The 15,409-nt window shown below is 60.7% G+C and carries 17 protein-coding genes; 7 read left to right on the top strand and 10 right to left on the bottom strand.

Features of this window, described 5'->3' with window-relative positions; translation table 11 throughout:
* Positions 1 to 5: 5 nt before the first annotated feature.
* Positions 6 to 488 carry an anti-sigma factor antagonist RssC gene (gene rssC, locus J2Y83_RS07385; protein ID WP_017848891.1) on the bottom strand — a complete coding sequence of 161 codons (483 nt, stop codon included), beginning with the start codon at positions 486 to 488 and terminating at the stop codon, positions 6 to 8.
* Positions 488 to 1,669 (bottom strand): two-component system response regulator RssB, encoded by a 1,182-nt coding sequence (rssB, locus tag J2Y83_RS07380; protein WP_253394149.1) that lies wholly within the window; start codon positions 1,667 to 1,669, stop codon positions 488 to 490. Before rssB ends, rssC begins: the two co-directional genes overlap by 1 nt.
* A 277-nt stretch (positions 1,670 to 1,946) precedes the next feature.
* On the opposite strand from rssB, the gene J2Y83_RS07375 reads away from it, so the two are divergent.
* The gene (locus J2Y83_RS07375; protein WP_253394148.1) at positions 1,947 to 2,243 is read left to right on the top strand and encodes a PilZ domain-containing protein; all 297 of its coding nucleotides are present in this window, start codon (positions 1,947 to 1,949) and stop codon (positions 2,241 to 2,243) included.
* Positions 2,244 to 2,302: 59 nt separating this feature from the next.
* Here J2Y83_RS07375 and J2Y83_RS07370 read toward each other — a convergent pair whose 3' ends face one another.
* Positions 2,303 to 2,941, bottom strand: a complete 639-nt coding sequence (locus J2Y83_RS07370) for an MlaA family lipoprotein (RefSeq protein ID WP_370737570.1) — start codon at positions 2,939 to 2,941, stop codon at positions 2,303 to 2,305.
* Positions 2,942 to 3,178: 237 nt separating this feature from the next.
* On the opposite strand from J2Y83_RS07370, the gene J2Y83_RS07365 reads away from it, so the two are divergent.
* Positions 3,179 to 3,787 carry an HAD family phosphatase gene (locus tag J2Y83_RS07365; protein ID WP_253394147.1) on the top strand — a complete coding sequence of 203 codons (609 nt, stop codon included), beginning with the start codon at positions 3,179 to 3,181 and terminating at the stop codon, positions 3,785 to 3,787.
* A gap of 110 nt (positions 3,788 to 3,897) precedes the next feature.
* Positions 3,898 to 4,164 (top strand): DUF4404 family protein, encoded by a 267-nt coding sequence (locus tag J2Y83_RS07360; RefSeq protein WP_247402236.1) that lies wholly within the window; start codon positions 3,898 to 3,900, stop codon positions 4,162 to 4,164.
* A 135-nt stretch (positions 4,165 to 4,299) separates the two neighbouring features.
* Here the strand turns inward: J2Y83_RS07360 and queF are convergent, their stop codons facing one another.
* Both queF and copI read right to left on the bottom strand, forming a co-directional pair.
* Positions 4,300 to 5,130, bottom strand: a complete 831-nt coding sequence (gene queF / locus J2Y83_RS07355) for an NADPH-dependent 7-cyano-7-deazaguanine reductase QueF (RefSeq protein ID WP_253394146.1) — start codon at positions 5,128 to 5,130, stop codon at positions 4,300 to 4,302.
* A gap of 86 nt (positions 5,131 to 5,216) precedes the next feature.
* Positions 5,217 to 5,783: a copper-resistant cuproprotein CopI gene (gene copI / locus J2Y83_RS07350; protein ID WP_253394145.1), complete on the bottom strand. Its 567-nt coding sequence runs from the start codon at positions 5,781 to 5,783 to the stop codon at positions 5,217 to 5,219.
* Between the two features lie 156 nt (positions 5,784 to 5,939).
* Here copI and J2Y83_RS07345 point away from each other — a divergent pair, with 156 nt between their 5' ends.
* Positions 5,940 to 6,620 carry a heavy metal response regulator transcription factor gene (locus J2Y83_RS07345; RefSeq protein WP_253394144.1) on the top strand — a complete coding sequence of 227 codons (681 nt, stop codon included), beginning with the start codon at positions 5,940 to 5,942 and terminating at the stop codon, positions 6,618 to 6,620.
* Complete coding sequence (locus J2Y83_RS07340; RefSeq protein WP_253400354.1) at positions 6,617 to 7,972, top strand: heavy metal sensor histidine kinase; 1,356 nt, start codon at positions 6,617 to 6,619, stop codon at positions 7,970 to 7,972. The genes J2Y83_RS07345 and J2Y83_RS07340 overlap by 4 nt, the downstream gene beginning before the upstream one ends.
* Before the next feature lie 105 nt (positions 7,973 to 8,077).
* On the opposite strand, the gene J2Y83_RS07335 is transcribed toward J2Y83_RS07340, so the two are convergent.
* The 3 genes from J2Y83_RS07335 to J2Y83_RS07325 are packed head-to-tail and all read right to left on the bottom strand — an operon-like array spanning position 8,078 to position 11,324.
* Positions 8,078 to 9,322, bottom strand: coding sequence for a lipoprotein-releasing ABC transporter permease subunit (locus tag J2Y83_RS07335; RefSeq protein WP_247399980.1), 1,245 nt, complete (start codon positions 9,320 to 9,322; stop codon positions 8,078 to 8,080).
* 60 nt (positions 9,323 to 9,382) lie between these two features.
* The gene (gene lolD / locus J2Y83_RS07330; RefSeq protein WP_017477213.1) at positions 9,383 to 10,066 is read right to left on the bottom strand and encodes a lipoprotein-releasing ABC transporter ATP-binding protein LolD; all 684 of its coding nucleotides are present in this window, start codon (positions 10,064 to 10,066) and stop codon (positions 9,383 to 9,385) included.
* Positions 10,067 to 10,073: 7 nt separating this feature from the next.
* Positions 10,074 to 11,324, bottom strand: a complete 1,251-nt coding sequence (locus tag J2Y83_RS07325) for a lipoprotein-releasing ABC transporter permease subunit (protein WP_253394142.1) — start codon at positions 11,322 to 11,324, stop codon at positions 10,074 to 10,076.
* Between the two features lie 94 nt (positions 11,325 to 11,418).
* Between J2Y83_RS07325 and J2Y83_RS07320 the strand changes: the two genes are divergently transcribed.
* Positions 11,419 to 12,003 carry a PilZ domain-containing protein gene (locus J2Y83_RS07320; RefSeq protein WP_253394140.1) on the top strand — a complete coding sequence of 195 codons (585 nt, stop codon included), beginning with the start codon at positions 11,419 to 11,421 and terminating at the stop codon, positions 12,001 to 12,003.
* 44 nt (positions 12,004 to 12,047) lie between these two features.
* Positions 12,048 to 12,770, top strand: a complete 723-nt coding sequence (locus J2Y83_RS07315) for a glycerophosphodiester phosphodiesterase (RefSeq protein ID WP_247399974.1) — start codon at positions 12,048 to 12,050, stop codon at positions 12,768 to 12,770.
* A 42-nt stretch (positions 12,771 to 12,812) separates the two neighbouring features.
* On the opposite strand, the gene sthA is transcribed toward J2Y83_RS07315, so the two are convergent.
* On the bottom strand, positions 12,813 to 14,207 hold the full coding sequence (sthA, locus tag J2Y83_RS07310; RefSeq protein ID WP_247399972.1) for a Si-specific NAD(P)(+) transhydrogenase: 1,395 nt from the start codon (positions 14,205 to 14,207) through the stop codon (positions 12,813 to 12,815).
* Between the two features lie 188 nt (positions 14,208 to 14,395).
* On the bottom strand, positions 14,396 to 15,406 hold the full coding sequence (locus tag J2Y83_RS07305; protein WP_253394138.1) for an FAD:protein FMN transferase: 1,011 nt from the start codon (positions 15,404 to 15,406) through the stop codon (positions 14,396 to 14,398).
* Between the last annotated feature and the right edge of the window lie 3 nt (positions 15,407 to 15,409).

Genomic DNA, 15,409 nt, shown 5'->3' with positions numbered 1-15,409 from the left:
TGAGGTCAGTGGCGTTCGAGGGCGTTGACGAGGTCGTGGAAGGCTTCGCGATTGGACTCGTTCAAGCCCATCAGGATTTTGTGCGCTTCCAGCACCTTGATCCGCACGATTTCCTCGGACTGATCCTGGGACGGCAGGTCGGTCAGGCATTCCGGGCAGGGGATCGGGCGGTCAACGATGTTGAACACTTGATCGAAGCCCATGGACTGCAGCAGACGGGTGATGTCTTCGTGGGTGGTGACGACAGTGGGCAACAGGCCGACCTTCTGCCGAGACAGAATGGACAACTTGGCCAACAACCCAAGGGTGGTGCTATCGATGCTGCGGGTTTCGGTCAGATCGATCACGATCGCCGAGAAATTCAGTGCTGTGAAAATCCGCTCAATCGTTGCATCCAGCGCCGAACACAAGGTCAGGCGCACTTCACCGACAAACTTCAGGACGAAGGTCCCGTCTTGCTCGGCGAATTGGATTCTTCCGGTACTCATCAAAGATTCCTGCTCAACACCAATAGGGCGATATCATCCGGCATCTCCCCTAGCGTGGCCAATCCAAAAACCTGCCGCAGGCCATCCAGGCTGCCGCCCGCCGACTTGACCCGTTGGGGCAAGGCGGCTTCTTTCTCTTTGAGTGTAGGCTCTGGAAGAAGGTCGAGGATGCCATCGGACATCAGCGTCAGGCTGAAGGTCGGCGGCAGCTCCAGGATGTGGTCTTCGTAGGTGGCTTCATTGAACAAGCCGACGGGCAGACCACGCCCTTCCAGGTAGCGCACACTGTCAGGAGTGTATAAAACCGGCATCGGCAGGTGACCGCCGATGCTGTAGGTCAAAAGACCGGTTTCTTCATCAATCACACCACCCACCATCGTCACGTGCTTGCCCAGCTTGCAGCTGATCAGACCTCGGTTGATGTGGCCCAGCACCTCGGAGGGGGTGAACTCCGGCAAGGTGCCATTGCGCTTGGATTCGAACAACAGCCGTGTGGTCATGAACTTCAACAACACGGTGACAAATGCCGAGGACGCGCCATGGCCGGACACGTCGGCCAGATAAAACGCCACCCGCCGCTCATCTACGCGGAAATAGTCGACAAAATCACCCGACAGGTACAGCGACGGGATGATCTGGTGCGCAAACTTGAACTCATCGATGGTCCACGGGCTGACCGGCAGCATGTTCATCTGCACCTGGCGACCGGCGTTCTGGTCTTCCTGGAGCAGGTTCAGGCTGGCTTCGAGTTCGCGGTTGGCGGTTTCGAGCTTTTCGCGGTAGCGCTGGTTTTCCACCAGTAGGCGTGCACGATCCAGGGCTCGGCGCACCGAGTGCTCCAGCACCGCCAGGTCTTGCAGGGGCTTGATCAGGTAGTCGGCGGCGCCCAGGCGCAGGGCCTCGACGGCATCGTTCATCACCCCGGCACCAGACACGACGATCACCGGCGTCTGCGGAGCAAGCTCGGTCACCTGGCGAATCAGCTCGAGGCCGCCCATCTGGGGCATGCGCAGATCGCAGATCACGAGGTCGGGCTTATCGCGCTCGAATACCTGGAGACCCTGTTGGCCATTGCTGGCCTGCAGGACGCTGAAGCCACTGTCTTCCAAATAGGCCGCAAGGCTTGCGCGCACTACTTCGTCGTCATCGATTATCAGCAGCGTGGCACTGGTTTTTGGCATGTGGGCAAACGGCGCCAGAATTAGGTTGGCGTAGGCGGCTCGGCAATGGCCGTGCTCACGCTACTGGATTCGCTTTCTAGCCTCTCTGTCCTACAAAGCATAGGCTTTTTGCCCACGCACAACGGTAAAGCAGAGGTGCCCTTCTAAGGCGCAGACGGTACTCCCATCCGTCAGGGGTTTCAAGCTCATGCCGATGGTCGCCGGGCGTCTTTACATCGCAAATCACAGGGAGTTATAAGAACAGCCATCACCACAACACAAAGTAAGGATGGAAGCTGTGAGCGAACACGAGCGCGACTACGCTGAAAAGCGCGATTTCATCCGCATGCGAGTGAATGCCGATGTCTCTTTGATCCACGCCGGGCAGGAAATTGACGGGGTTTGCGTGGACCTTTCCAGCTCCGGCATGCAAGTGCAGGCACCTCGCCAGTTCACGGTGGGCGATCTGCTGACCGTGCGCATCGAGTCGGAACATGCCGCCCTCACGGGCCTGGAAGCGGACACCCAGGTGGTATGGGCGAAGAACGAGGGCGAAAAACAACATTTGGGGCTGAAGATCCTGAAAATGCGCTAATACCCGCGCACAAAAAAGGCGACCACGCGGTCGCCTTTTTCGTTTCAAGACGTCTGGACTTAGAAGTCGTCGACGACCTTCCCATCCTTGACCTTGAACTCGCGGTTCTGCAGGTAGGCGTTGCGAATGAAGGTGTACTTGTCGCCAGTGATCAGCTTCTCGCTGTCGAGCAGGCTGGCACGGGTGTCGACAATGTTCAGGCCAAAGGTGCTGTTGCGCCAGCCGATGTCGTTCATGTAGCGGTACGGTTGGGTGTAGCTGTCCACGTATTTGGACGGCGCGTCGCGCAAGGTGCTTGGACCCAGCAGCGGCAGCATCACGTAAGGACCGCTGCCGACGCCCCAGTAACCGAGGGTTTGGCCGAAGTCTTCATCGCTGCGTTGCAGCCCCATTTTGGTGCCGACGTCGATAAAGCCCAGCACGCCGAAGGTGGTGTTCATCAACAGGCGGGCAGTATCCACGCCGGCCGCGTGTGGCTTGAGTTGCAGCACGTTGTTGGCCAGGTTGCCGACATCGCCGATATTGCGGAAGAAGTTGTGCACGCCGTCCTGCACGAATTGCGGGGTCACAAACTGATAGCCTTGGGCCAATGGTTTGAGGGCGTAGGTATCAACGGTGTCGTTGAAGGTGAAGATCGGGCGGTTGATGCTTTCCCATGGATCATCTTCCGACGCGGCCTGTGCGGCGAAAGGGGCCATCAGGATAACGGCACACACCGAAAACTGAGCGAAGTAGTGGCTCCAGCGCATAGCTTTTGCTCCTTGAATAGTCTGTCATGGGCGCTATGCCCTGAATAAGGCGCCAGTATATGACGGAAGTGTCCTTTTAGGCAGCTGCCAGGAAACGACATACGGAGAATGTACAAAATTCCTACAAACTGTCACGGACTTGTCACGCCACTCCGATAGCGTCACAGCTATTTCAGGGATGTCGAAATGCCTCACGCCGAGATAGCCATCGCCACTGCCCCCACCTTGACCGCCGTGTTGTTTGGCCTGAGTGGCTGCCTGGTGGATTTTGGTTCCCAGGCGCGCACCGATTCACCCTCCCCGCATTCCGAAGCCACGCCAGGAGCATTGAAGATCCTGCGCAGCCTCAAGGAACAAGGCGTGCCCTGCGCCTGGCTGGATGAACTGCCGCCCTCGGTGACGACCCCGCTGGCCGCTGCGCTGCCCGATTGGCTCAAGGCGGCGTCGCCCTCTTCCATCCGCTGGCCCGCCCCCCATGCGTGCTGGCAAGCCTTGATGGAATTGAACATCGAACGCCTGGAAGGCTGCGTACTGGTCAGCGGCGAGCCGCGCCTGCTGCAATCGGGCCTGAACGCTGGGCTGTGGACTATCGGCCTGGCGTCCTGCGGTTCGCTGTGCGGCCTGGCGCCAGAGCAATGGCAGGCACTGACCGAGCAACAGCGCGAATACAAACGCGGCAAGGCCACCGTGGCGCTGTATGGGTTGGGGGGGCATTCGGTGATCGATCACCTCGGCGAGCTCGGTACCTGCCTGGCGGACATCAGCCTGCGCCAGCTCAAAGGCGAAAAGCCCTGATTGAGATCATGCACAGACGGCGCCGGTAGATTAATCTACAGCTCCTCTCGTAGACCTTTCTCGGCGTGCCGTGGTCTACGCCAGTGCCTATCGATAAAAGGAAGAACACCATGCCTGCCCGCGAAAAACTGCAAGAACAGGTCAACATCCTGCGCGAGCAACTGGAACAAGAACCACCGCTGCCGTCCGAAAAACGTGAAGCGCTGGAAGCCTTGCTTGCCAAGTTTGAAGTGCAACTTGAACTGGAACCGGCCACTCAGCCGCCGAGCATCGCTGATGATGTGAACCGGGCGGTAGAAAGTTTCGAGTTGGACCATCCGGGCATTGCCGGGACATTGCGCAATATTGTGATCACCTTGGGCAACATCGGCATTTAACCCGAGCCCAGCCAAGCACAGAACCAAAATGTGGGAGGGGGCTTGCCCCCGATTGCAGTGGGTCAGGCACAGAGACTGTGACTGACACTCCGCTATCGGGGGCAAGCCCCCTCCCACATTGGTTTTGTGTAAAGGTTACTGGCGCGCCAGGCGCAGGTTTTGGAACTGCACATCCTCAGTACTGCGATACGGGTTGATATCCAGCCCACCCCGCCGCACATAACGCGCAAACACCGTCAACTTCTCCGGTTTCAGCAAGCGCTGCAAGTCCAGGAAGATCCGTTCCACGCACTGTTCATGGAAGTCCGAGTGCTGGCGAAAGCTCACCAGGTATTCCAGCAGGCTGGCGTGATCCAGCTGTGCGCCGCGGTATTGCACCGCCACGCTGCCCCAGTCGGGCTGGCTGGTGACCGGGCAGTTGGATTTGAGCAGGTGGCTGTGCACGCTCTCCTCGACAATCCGCGAGTCATCGCAACGCAGCAGTTCCGGACGCGGGTGTTCGTAGTTGCTGACGCTGATATCCAGGTCATCGATGCACACACCCGGCAACGCCATCACGCCTTCGGCCTCAACCTCGGCCAGGCTGCGGATGCGCACGCCCACCGGCTTGCCGGCAGCAGCGCTGAGGTCGCTGCGCAACGTCGCCTCCAGGCTTTGCGTATCGGCAAACGCGGTCTGGTTCAGCGAGTTGAGGTACAGCTTGAAGGACTTGGACTCGATGATATTCGGCGAGTCGGCCGCAATGCTGAACTCACCGATGGCCACCACCGGCTTGCCCGACGGCAGCAGCCAGGACAGTTCGAAGCAGTTCCAGAAATCCACGCCCTTGTAAGGCAGGGTCTCGGCGCTCAGGCCCAGTTCGGCCCATTTCGCGGCGCGCGGGATCGGGAACAGCAACGAGGGGGTGTAGGTGCTGATGTATTCACTGGACTTGCCCAGCGGCGAATGTTCGGCTGCGGGATGCATGGCGGAAACCTGGCTAAATAAACCCGAGCATTCTACCAGCCTTTGCCCCCGCCCCTAAGAAACACAGCACGCGCCCTCTCGCAGGCTCAATGGACGTTGAGCTTGCCGACCATACCCGCCTGGTAATGCCCGGGAATATTGCAGGCAAACTCAAGGCCGGAAGCCTTGGTGAACGTCCAGGTCAACTCGGCGGTTTTACCGGGTTCTACCAGTACGCTGTTGGGGTCATCGTGTTTCATCCCGCCCATATTGCCCATATTGCCCATATTGCCCATATTGCCCATATTGCCCATAGCATCGTGGTCCATAGCGCCGTGGTCCATCTTGCCCATACCGGTGGCGTTCAGCATGCCGCTCGACTGCATCTGCATCATTTGCTTCTGATGCTCAGCATGCATGGCCGCATCGCCCAGGTTGAACTCGTGGAGCAACTGGCCTTTGTTGACCAGCACAAAACGCACGGTCTCACCGGCCTTTACATCCAGGGACTTGGGCGAAAAGGACATATCCTGCAGCACCACTTCCACGGTGCGCGTGGCCTTATCGGCAGATGCCGGCTGGCCGAATGCATAGGTGTGGGCCGTGTCAGCCATTGCCCCGACACTCAACGCCAACAGGCAGCCTGCCAACAACAGGGGGGTACGCAATGCCATCTCAATTCTCCAAAGGTGTGGGATCAGTCTGAGGACAACTCTAAGATTGCCCCCCTGCCAGCTAGCTGACTGCTAGATTACAACTTTGTCAGGTTGCGCCCCTCCCCTGGCCACCACGGTATAAAGCCCGACGTGACCCGCTGCCAAGAGCTGCCCATGAAACTGCTGATCGTCGAAGACCAACCCAAAACCGGCCAGTACCTGCGCCAAGGCCTGGCCGAGGCCGGCTTTACCACTGAACTGGTGGCCGACGGCACCAGCGGCCAACACTTGGCGCTGACCGGCGACTACGACCTGCTGATCCTCGATGTGATGCTGCCCGGCCGCGATGGCTGGCAGATCCTCCAGGCCGTGCGCAGCGCCGGACTCGACATCCCGGTGCTGTTTCTCACCGCCCGCGACGCCGTGGAAGACCGCGTACACGGCCTGGAACTGGGCGCCGACGATTACCTGGTCAAGCCGTTCGCCTTTTCCGAACTGCTCGCACGGGTGCGCAGCCTGTTGCGCCGTGGCAGCAGCGCACCGCAGGAAACCGCCCTGCAACTGGCCGACCTGCGCCTGGACCTGATCCGCCGCCGCGTCGAACGCGACGGCCAGCGCATTGACCTCACCGCCAAGGAATTCGCCTTGCTCGAACTGCTGCTGCGGCGCCAGGGCGAAGTGCTGCCCAAGTCGCTGATCGCGTCCCAGGTGTGGGACATGAACTTCGACAGCGACACCAACATCATCGAAGTGGCGATCCGCCGACTGCGCCTGAAAGTCGACGACAACTTCCCCAATAAGCTGATCCACACCGTGCGCGGTATGGGTTATGTGCTGGAGGAACGATGCAGTTGATCAAGCACCTGTCCCTGAGCAGCCGCCTGGCCCTGCTGTTTGCGGCCTGCACCGCCGTGGTCTCGTTGCTCGCCGGCGTGCTGTTCAACCGGGCCAGCGAGGCGCATTTTGTCGAACTGGACCAGCAACTGCTCGAAAGCAAACTGGTGGCGCTGCGCAGCACCTTGCAGGGCGTCGACTCGCTGCAGTTATTCGCCCAACGCGAAGCGCAACTGCGCGCCGAGCTCAATCGCCAGCCTGACCTCGCATTACGCATCACCGCCGCCGGCCAACGCTGGTTTGACGGCGCACCGAACATCAGCCTGCCCGAATCGCCTGGCCTGCACGGCCTGCAGAACGCCGGCACCGAGTACCGCGTGTACAACGCGCCGTTAAGGCCGGGCCAACCCGACTCGCCGCAACTGAGCCTGATGCTCGACATCACCCACCACCAACACTTCCTGCAACGTATGCAGCATTTGATCTGGCTCACGGTCAGCCTCTCGGCCCTGGCCACCGCGCTGCTCGGCGCCTGGGCGGCGCGCAGCGGGCTGCGACCGTTGCGGCGCATGGGTGAAGTGGCGGCCGGCGTGTCGGCCCATTCCCTGACCCAGCGTTTGCCCGAGCAGGGTATGCCGGTGGAACTGGCGGAACTGGCCCAAGCCTTCAACGCCATGCTGGGCCGACTGGACGACGCGTTCCAGCGCCTCTCGGCGTTCTCCGCCGATATCGCCCACGAACTGCGCACGCCCCTGTCGAACCTGTTGACCCACACCCAAGTCATCCTCACACAACCGCGCCCGCTGGAGGATTACCGCGAGGCGCTGCACAGCAACCTGGAAGAGCTGCAATGGATGGCGCAACTGGTGAACGACATGTTGTACCTGGCCAAGGCCGATCACGGCCTGCTGGCGCCCACGCGCGAACCGTTGAAGCTGGAGGATGAAGTCGACGCGCTGCTGGAGTTCTTCGTCTTGCTGGCGGAAGACGCGCACGTCAGCCTGGTGCGCGAGGGTATGGCCCACACCACCGGCGACCGCGGCATGTTGCGCCGGGCATTGTCGAACCTGTTGGATAACGCGCTGCGCTTTACCCCGGCGGGCGGCGAGGTGCGGGTGCATCTGACAGAAGGCGCACACGGCGTGACGCTGACGGTGGAGAACAGCGGGGAAGGCATCCCGGCGGAGGTGTTACCGCGATTGTTCGACCGTTTCTACCGGGCGGACCCGGCGCGGCATGAAGGCAGCAGTGAACACGCGGGGCTGGGGCTGGCGATTACCCAGTCAATTGTGCGGGCGCATGGGGGGCGGATTTATTGCGAGTCTGAGCCGGGGTGGACGCGGTTTGTGATCGAGTTGCCACAGGGAGTTTGATGCAAGCAGTGCCAGCGCTATCGGGAGCAAGCTCCCTCCCACATTTTGAATGTATTCACAGATCAAAATGTGGGAGGGGCTTGCTCCCGATAGCGGTCTTAAATCCTACGAATACCTGAGGGCATGCGCCGGCTCGATCTTCGCCGCCCGATACGCCGGATAAATCGTCGCCAAAAAGCTCAACACAAACCCGGCCGAGCAAATCAGCAGCACATCCCCACCCTGCAATTGCGAGGGCAGGTTGCTGACGAAATACACGTCCGAACTGAAGATATGCTGCCCGCTCACCCGCTCCAGCCACCCCACCAGTTCACTGACGTTCAGCGCCGCAATCACGCCCAGCACGCCGCCGATCAGGGTGCCGACGATGCCGATCACCGTGCCCTGCACCATGAAGATCGCCATGATCTGCCGTGGCGTGGCGCCGATGGTACGCAGGATCGCGATGTCCGCGCCCTTGTCGTTCACCACCATGATCAGCGTGGCGATGATGTTGAACGCCGCCACCGCGACGATCATCAGCAACAGCAGGCCGATCATGGTTTTTTCCATCTTCATCGCGCTGAACAGGCTGCCCTGGGTATGGGTCCAGTCATCCGCCTTGTAGGCCGCACCAAGGCTGGCAGCGATATCCGCCGAAACCTTGGGCGCCGCGTACAAGTCTTTCACCGCCAGGCGCACGCTCTGCACCTGGTTCGGCTGCCAATGCTGAATTTCTGCGGCGTCGGCCATATGGATCAACGCCATGGAGCCGTCCAGCTCGGCGCCGACCTTGAAGATACCGACCACGTTCAATCGCTGCATACGCGGGGTGATGCCACCCGGCGCGCTGCTGATTTCCGGGACGATCAGGGTCAGCTTGTCGCCCACGTTCAGGCGAAAGCGCCGTGCGGTGATTTCGCCGACCACCACGCCGAACTCGCCGGGCTTCAAGTCTTCGAGTTTGCCCTGGACGATATGCTGGGCCACGATTGACACCTTGCCTTCCTGGGCCGGGTCGACGCCGCTGATCTCGATCGGCTGCATCGCGCCCTTGTAGGAGAACATGCCGTCCATCTGCGTGAACGGTACTGCGGCGGTCACTTCGGGATTCTTCATCGCCGCCGCGGCTACCGGCTGCCAATCGTCGATCGGGTTCACACCGACGATGGTGGCGTGAGGCACCATGCCGAGGATGCGCGAGCTCATTTCGCGTTGAAAGCCATTCATCACCGACAACACCACGATCATCGCCAGCACGCCCAGGGCGAGGCCGATCATCGAGGTCATCGAGATAAACGAAACAAAACGGTTACGGCGCTTGGCGCGGGTATAGCGCATGCCGATGAAAATCGATAACGGTCTGAACATTCGCGTGCACCGCCTGAAAAAATGAAAAAGCCCGGCGTCATGCCCCGGGCTTGAAACAGGTCAGATGGCGACCAGATGACCTTCCTGCAGGTGCAATACGCGGTCCATCTGCCGGGCCATGCTCATGTCATGGGTCACCACCAGGAACGCGGTACGCATCTGGGTGCTCAGTTCGAGCATCAAGTCCTTGATGCCCTGGGCGGTGTGGGAATCGAGGTTGCCGGTCGGCTCGTCGAGCATCACCAGGCCCGGGTTGTTCACCAGCGCGCGGGCAATCGCCACACGCTGGCGCTCACCGCCGGACAATTCGGCCGGTTTGTGCTCCAGGCGGTGACCGAGGCCGACGCGCTCCAGCAAGGCTTTGGCACGCTGGCGCGCCTCCGGGATCGCGGTCTTGCCGATCAGCAGCGGCATGCACACGTTTTCCAGGGCGGTGAACTCCGGCAACAGGTGGTGGAACTGGTACACGAAACCCAACGAACGGTTGCGCAGTTGGCCACGGGCCTTTTCACCGAGGGCCGACAGTTCTTCGCCCGCCAGCCACACGCTGCCCTGGGACGGCGTATCGAGGCCGCCCAACAGGTTGAGCAAGGTACTTTTGCCGGAACCGGAACTGCCGACGATCGCCACGCGCTCGCCGGGGTGCAGCTCAAGTTGCAGGTTGGACAACACCACTACCGATTCCGGGCCTTCCTCGTAGGATTTGCCCAGGTTGCGGCAGCTCAGGATTGCTTTTTCACTCATGCCCGATTCACTCATAACGTAAGGCCTGTGCTGGCTGGGTACGTGCCGCGCGCCAGGCTGGATACAGGGTGGCAAGGAAACTCAGGACCAACGCGGCGCCGCCCACCATCAGCACGTCCTGGGCCTGAACCTGGGACGGTAAGTAGTCGATGAAGTAGACGTCGGCGTTGAGAAACTTGTGGCCGATCAGGGTTTCGAGGCCAGCGATGGCCGCGCTGACATTGAGCGCAGCCAGAATGCCCACTGCGGTGCCGATCAAGGTGCCGACCACGCCGATCACCGTCCCCTGCACCATGAAGATCGCCATGATCTGCCCAGGCGTAGCACCCAGGGTGCGCAGGATGGCGATGTCACCCTTCTTGTCGTTCACCACCATCACCAGGGTGGAGATGATGTTGAAGGCTGCGACGGCGACGATCAGCAACAACAGCAGGCCGATCATGGCTTTTTCCATGCGGATGGCCTGGTATAGGTTGCCGTGGGTACGGGTCCAGTCGCGGGCGTAGAACTGGCTTTCACCCAGGTGCTGGGCGATTTCCCAGGCGCCGCGCGGGGCGTCGAACAAGTCGTTGAACTTCAGGCGCAGGCCCTGCACCTGGTCCGGCTTCCAGCGATGCAGGCGCGCGAGGTCGGTGAGGTTGGTCAGGCCAAGGTAGCCGTCGATCTCGCCGGCGCCGACGTGGAAGGTGCCGACCACGGTAAAGCGTTTCATGCGCGGGAACATGCCGGCCGGGGTCACGGTGACTTCCGGGGCGACGAAGGTCAGCTTGTCGCCGATGCCCACGCCGAGCTTGGCCGCGGCTTTGTCGCCGATCACGATGCCAAAGCTGCCGGGCGTCAGGTCGTCAAGTTTGCCCTGCAGCATGAACTTGTCGATGATCGAGACTTTGCGCTCCTGAACCGGGTCGATGGCGTTGAGCAGGATTTTCTGCACCTTGCCGTCATGGGTCAGCAACCCTTGCATCTGGGTGAACGGCGCCACGGCCACGACCTTGGGATTCTGCTTGACCTTGTCGGCCAGGCTTTGCCAGTCGCTGATCGGTTCACCCGACTCGATGGTCGCGTGGGGCACCATGCCCAGCACGCGGGTGCGCATCTCATGATCGAAGCCGTTCATCACCGACAGCACCACGATCATCACGACCACGCCAAGGGCGAGACCGATCATCGAGGTCAAGGAAATGAACGACACAAAATGATTGCGACGCTTTGCACGGGTATAACGCGTGCCAATAAATACGAAGAGAGGTCTGAACATGTCGGGGCTTGTTCGGAGGAAAAGAAGACGTCCCGGTGGCGGGGTCTGGTAAGCAGCCTTACACTCAGACCATTACCGCTACTTTGGGTTCGCCATGTCGACATTAGATGAAGAAGAACGCCGCGAATACTACCGTATCGACGACATGATCGCACTTCAAATCAAAAGCCTGTCCGCCCCCGAAGCGGCGAGCAAGGAAGTGCTACTGGATGATTCGCCGCTGTTCAACCTGCTCAGTGAACTGCACCTGAGCGAATTCGAAGCCCAGCACCTGTTACGCCAGCTCAGCGAGAAAGATCGCAGCCTGGCGGCCCTCCTCAGAGTCCAGAACAAACGCCTGGATCTGCTCAGCCAGATCATGGCGCGCGGCCTGCTGGACGAAGTCGGCGCCCCGCAGCCGGTGATCATTTCCGAAGGTGGCATCGACTTCCAGCACCCAACCGCCCTGGCACTCGGTGCCCACCTGGCGGTCAAGCTGGTGCTGATGCCCCAGGCGCTGGGCCTGTTGCTGCGGGCCCGGGTCACCCATTGCGATGCCAAGGGCGCCGCGTTTGCCATCGGCACGGAATTCGAATCCATGACCGACGCCCAACGCCAATTGCTGGCGCGCTACATCCTGCAGAAACAGGCGCAGGAACGGCGTCTGGCGCGGGAACAGAGCGACGCCCCAGACACCTGAATTCGTATTCACCCCGCCAGACGACCTGGCGTAAAGGAGCAACTGTGACCCTGATCTACGGCCACCGCGGTGCCAAAGGCGAAGCACCGGAAAACACCCTGACCAGCTTCCAGCAGTGCCTCAAGCACGGTGTACGCCGTTGCGAACTGGATTTGCACCTGTCCATGGACGGCGAACTGATGGTCATCCACGACCCGACCCTCAAGCGCACCGCCGACCGGCGCGGCAAAGTCGTCGAGTATTCGGCAGCGGACCTGATGAAGATGGACGCACGCAAGGGCGGCCCTGGCTGGGTCAACCCCTGCCCGATCCCGCGCCTGGAAGAGCTGTTCGAAAAGTGCGACTTCGATCACTGGCAACTGGAAGTCAAAAGCGCCTCGCGCACCCGCGCCGCGACCACCGTGCTGGCGATTCGGGAAATGGCCGTGCGTTTCGGCATCATGGACAAGGTCACAGTGACCTCAAGCTCACGGGAAGTGTTGAAAGCGGCCGTGGAACTCACCCCGGACCTGTCGCGCGGGCTGGTGGCCGAATACGCCTGGCTCGACCCGCTGAAGGTCGCGCAAAACTACGGCTGTGAGTATCTGGCGTTGAACTGGACGCTGTGTACCCCCGAACGTCTGGAAAAAGCCCAGCGCCAGGGATTGCACGTGTCGGTGTGGACAGTCAACGAACCTGCGCTGATGCGCAGGCTCGCCGACTTCGGCGTAGATAGCCTGATTACAGACTTTCCCGGTTTGGCCACTGCCACCCTCGAGAATTACTGAAATCGGTCTCCCCGGCCGGCTCAGGCCACCGGCCGGAGCCGCTCAAAAAAGCCGGTTGAGGCCGTCGTAGGCCGCTACGCGATAGGCTTCGGCCATGGTCGGGTAGTTGAACGTGGTGTTGACGAAATACTTGAGGGTATTTTGCTCGCCCGGCTGGTTCATGATGGCCTGGCCGATGTGGACGATCTCCGAAGCCTGGTAGCCGAAGCAATGCACGCCGAGGACTTCCAGAGTTTCACGGTGGAACAGAATCTTCAGCATGCCTTGCGGCTCACCGGCGATCTGCGCACGCGCCATGCTCTTGAAGAACGCCTTGCCCACTTCGTAAGGCACCTTGGCCTTGGTCAGTTCGTGTTCGTTCTTACCGATCGAGCTGATCTCCGGAATCGTATAGATACCGGTCGGCACGTCGTTCACATAGCGCCAGCTGCCATTGTCGACAATGCTGCCAGCGGCCGAACGGCCCTGGTCATGAGCAGCGCTGGCCAGGCTTGGCCAGCCGATCACGTCACCGGCACCGTAGATATTCGGCACACAGGTGCGATAGTTCTCGTCCACTTCGATCTGGCCACGGCTGTTGACCTTGACCCCGACATTTTCCATGCCCAGCTTGTCGGTGTTACCGGTACGGCCGTTGCACCACAGCAAAGCGTCGGCCTTGATCTTCTTGCCGGACTTGAGGTGCAGGATCACACCGTTGTCCAGGCCTTCGACCCGCTCGTACTCTTCGTTGTGGCGCACGGTGATGTTGTTGTTACTGAAGTGGTAACTCAACGCCTGGGAAATTTCCGAGTCGAGGAAACTCAGCAACTGCTCGCGATTGTCCACCAGCTCTACCAGCACACCCAGGCCGCTGAAGATCGAGGCGTATTCGCAGCCGATCACGCCGGCGCCATAGATGATCAGTTTGCGCGGGGTGTGGCCCAGGCTGAGGATGGTATCGCTATCGTAGATACGCGGGTGGTGGAAATCGAGATCCACCGGGCGATACGGGCGCGACCCGGTGGCGATGATGATGTGCTTGGCCACCAGCTTCTCGACCACACCGTTGGGGCAGACCACTTCGATGGTTTGCTCGTCGGCGAAGCTGCCGGTGCCGAAGAACAGGTCGACACGGTTACGGGCGTAATAGCCGGTCCGCGACGCCACCTGTTTGGAGATGACTTTTTCCGCGCTTTTCAGCACGTCCGGGAACGAAAACCAACGCGGCTCGCCAATGGCCCGGAACATCGGGTTGGTGTTGAACTGCATGATCTGGCGTACTGAGTGACGCAAGGCCTTGGACGGGATGGTACCCAGGTGGGTGCAGTTACCGCCGACCTGACGACGGCTATCGACCATCGCCACCTTGCGCCCTGCCTTCGCGGCATTCATCGCCGCACCTTCTCCAGCCGGGCCGGAACCCAGTACTACCACGTCGTAGTTGTAGACAGCCATGCATACTCCTCAGAACAGGCCAGGCCCACGGTTGGACGCCTGGCTAAATCATGCCGCGGCCAGCGGTCATGAAGGACAATTTGGCTCAAGTGTGTGAACCGGGGCACAGTCTATATAAGGCTCAACGCCGCGCACATTAACCCTTGGTCGCGTCGTAGGCCAGTTTTGCCTTTACTACACGGCGCGGATTACGGTTTCACCGCAGTCAGTTGCTCGAACGCCTGATTACTGCGTGTGACGAAAGCATCACCCTCGCGCAGCACAAAAAACGCAGCGATCTGGTGCTGCTCAGCGTAATCCCAGCCTTGCTCCGGCCCAAGGATCAACAGCAACGTCGACACCCCATCGGCCATCAGCGCCGACGGATGCAACACCGTCACCGATGCCAGTTGATGGGTAATCGGCGCACCGGTCCGCGCATCCAGGGTGTGGGAATAGCGCCGACCATCCTGCTGGAAATAATTACGATAGTCACCCGATGTGGACACACCAAAGCCGTCGACGTTGATGACTCTTTCGGCGACCCGTTGATCGTCACGGGGTTCTTCCAACGCCACGCGCCAGGGCGAACCGTCAGGTTTGTGACCGGCAGCCTTGAGTTCGCCGGTGGCTTCGGCGAGGTAGTGGTGGATACCCAGGCCGGTCAACAGTTCGGCGATGCGATCCACCGCGTAACCGGCAGCAATGCTGTTGAAATCGACTTCGACGGCGGCGTCCTTGCACAGTTGCTCGCCGTCGATACGCAGATGCTGGTGACCGACCCGCTGACGCACCTGCGCCAGCGTCGCGGCGTCCGGCACCCTGAGTTGCCGGGCCTGGGGCCCGAACCCCCACAGGTTCAGCAGCGGTTCCACCGTCAGGTCAAACGCACCCGCGCTGGCCTCGGACAGTTGCTCGCCAGTACGCACCAGTTGCAGAACCGGCGCCGGCATCGGCTGGCAACTGTTGGCCGGCAGGTTATTGAAACGTTCGATATCGGAGTCGCTGCGGTAGGTCGACATCTGTCGGTCGACGTCGCCCAGGATATTTTCCACCTGGCGTTGGAGCTCTTTCGGCGCGGGTGCCGTCGAGCTTCTGACATACTGAATTGAATAGGTGCTGCCCATGGTCGGGCCACCAAACTGCTCCAACGTATCGCCGCCACAGCCGGCCAGCGCCGCAAAACCGCACACCATCGCTATCTGTCGCAGGTTGCTCATAAA

The sequence above is a fragment of the Pseudomonas marginalis genome (assembly GCF_024169655.1).
Taxonomy (GTDB): Bacteria; Pseudomonadota; Gammaproteobacteria; order Pseudomonadales; family Pseudomonadaceae; genus Aquipseudomonas; species Aquipseudomonas paraveronii.
The sequence above is the reverse complement of the archived record's forward strand: the minus strand, read 5'-3'. Positions and strand labels throughout refer to the sequence as shown.

Bases quoted from the DNA above. Each gene is read 5' to 3' on its own strand.
- rssC (WP_017848891.1), bottom strand. From the start codon at position 488: ATGAGTACCGGAAGAATCCAATTCGCCGAGCAAGACGGGACCTTCGTC.
- rssB (WP_253394149.1), bottom strand. From the start codon at position 1,669: ATGCCAAAAACCAGTGCCACGCTGCTGATAATCGATGACGACGAAGTA.
- J2Y83_RS07370 (WP_370737570.1), bottom strand. From the start codon at position 2,941: ATGGCCCCTTTCGCCGCACAGGCCGCGTCGGAAGATGATCCATGGGAA.
- J2Y83_RS07365 (WP_253394147.1), top strand. From the start codon at position 3,179: ATGCCTCACGCCGAGATAGCCATCGCCACTGCCCCCACCTTGACCGCC.
- J2Y83_RS07360 (WP_247402236.1), top strand. From the start codon at position 3,898: ATGCCTGCCCGCGAAAAACTGCAAGAACAGGTCAACATCCTGCGCGAG.
- queF (WP_253394146.1), bottom strand. From the start codon at position 5,130: ATGCATCCCGCAGCCGAACATTCGCCGCTGGGCAAGTCCAGTGAATAC.
- copI (WP_253394145.1), bottom strand. From the start codon at position 5,783: ATGGCATTGCGTACCCCCCTGTTGTTGGCAGGCTGCCTGTTGGCGTTG.
- J2Y83_RS07345 (WP_253394144.1), top strand. From the start codon at position 5,940: ATGAAACTGCTGATCGTCGAAGACCAACCCAAAACCGGCCAGTACCTG.
- J2Y83_RS07335 (WP_247399980.1), bottom strand. From the start codon at position 9,322: ATGTTCAGACCGTTATCGATTTTCATCGGCATGCGCTATACCCGCGCC.
- lolD (WP_017477213.1), bottom strand. From the start codon at position 10,066: ATGAGTGAAAAAGCAATCCTGAGCTGCCGCAACCTGGGCAAATCCTAC.
- J2Y83_RS07325 (WP_253394142.1), bottom strand. From the start codon at position 11,324: ATGTTCAGACCTCTCTTCGTATTTATTGGCACGCGTTATACCCGTGCA.
- J2Y83_RS07320 (WP_253394140.1), top strand. From the start codon at position 11,419: ATGTCGACATTAGATGAAGAAGAACGCCGCGAATACTACCGTATCGAC.
- sthA (WP_247399972.1), bottom strand. From the start codon at position 14,207: ATGGCTGTCTACAACTACGACGTGGTAGTACTGGGTTCCGGCCCGGCT.
- J2Y83_RS07305 (WP_253394138.1), bottom strand. From the start codon at position 15,406: ATGAGCAACCTGCGACAGATAGCGATGGTGTGCGGTTTTGCGGCGCTG.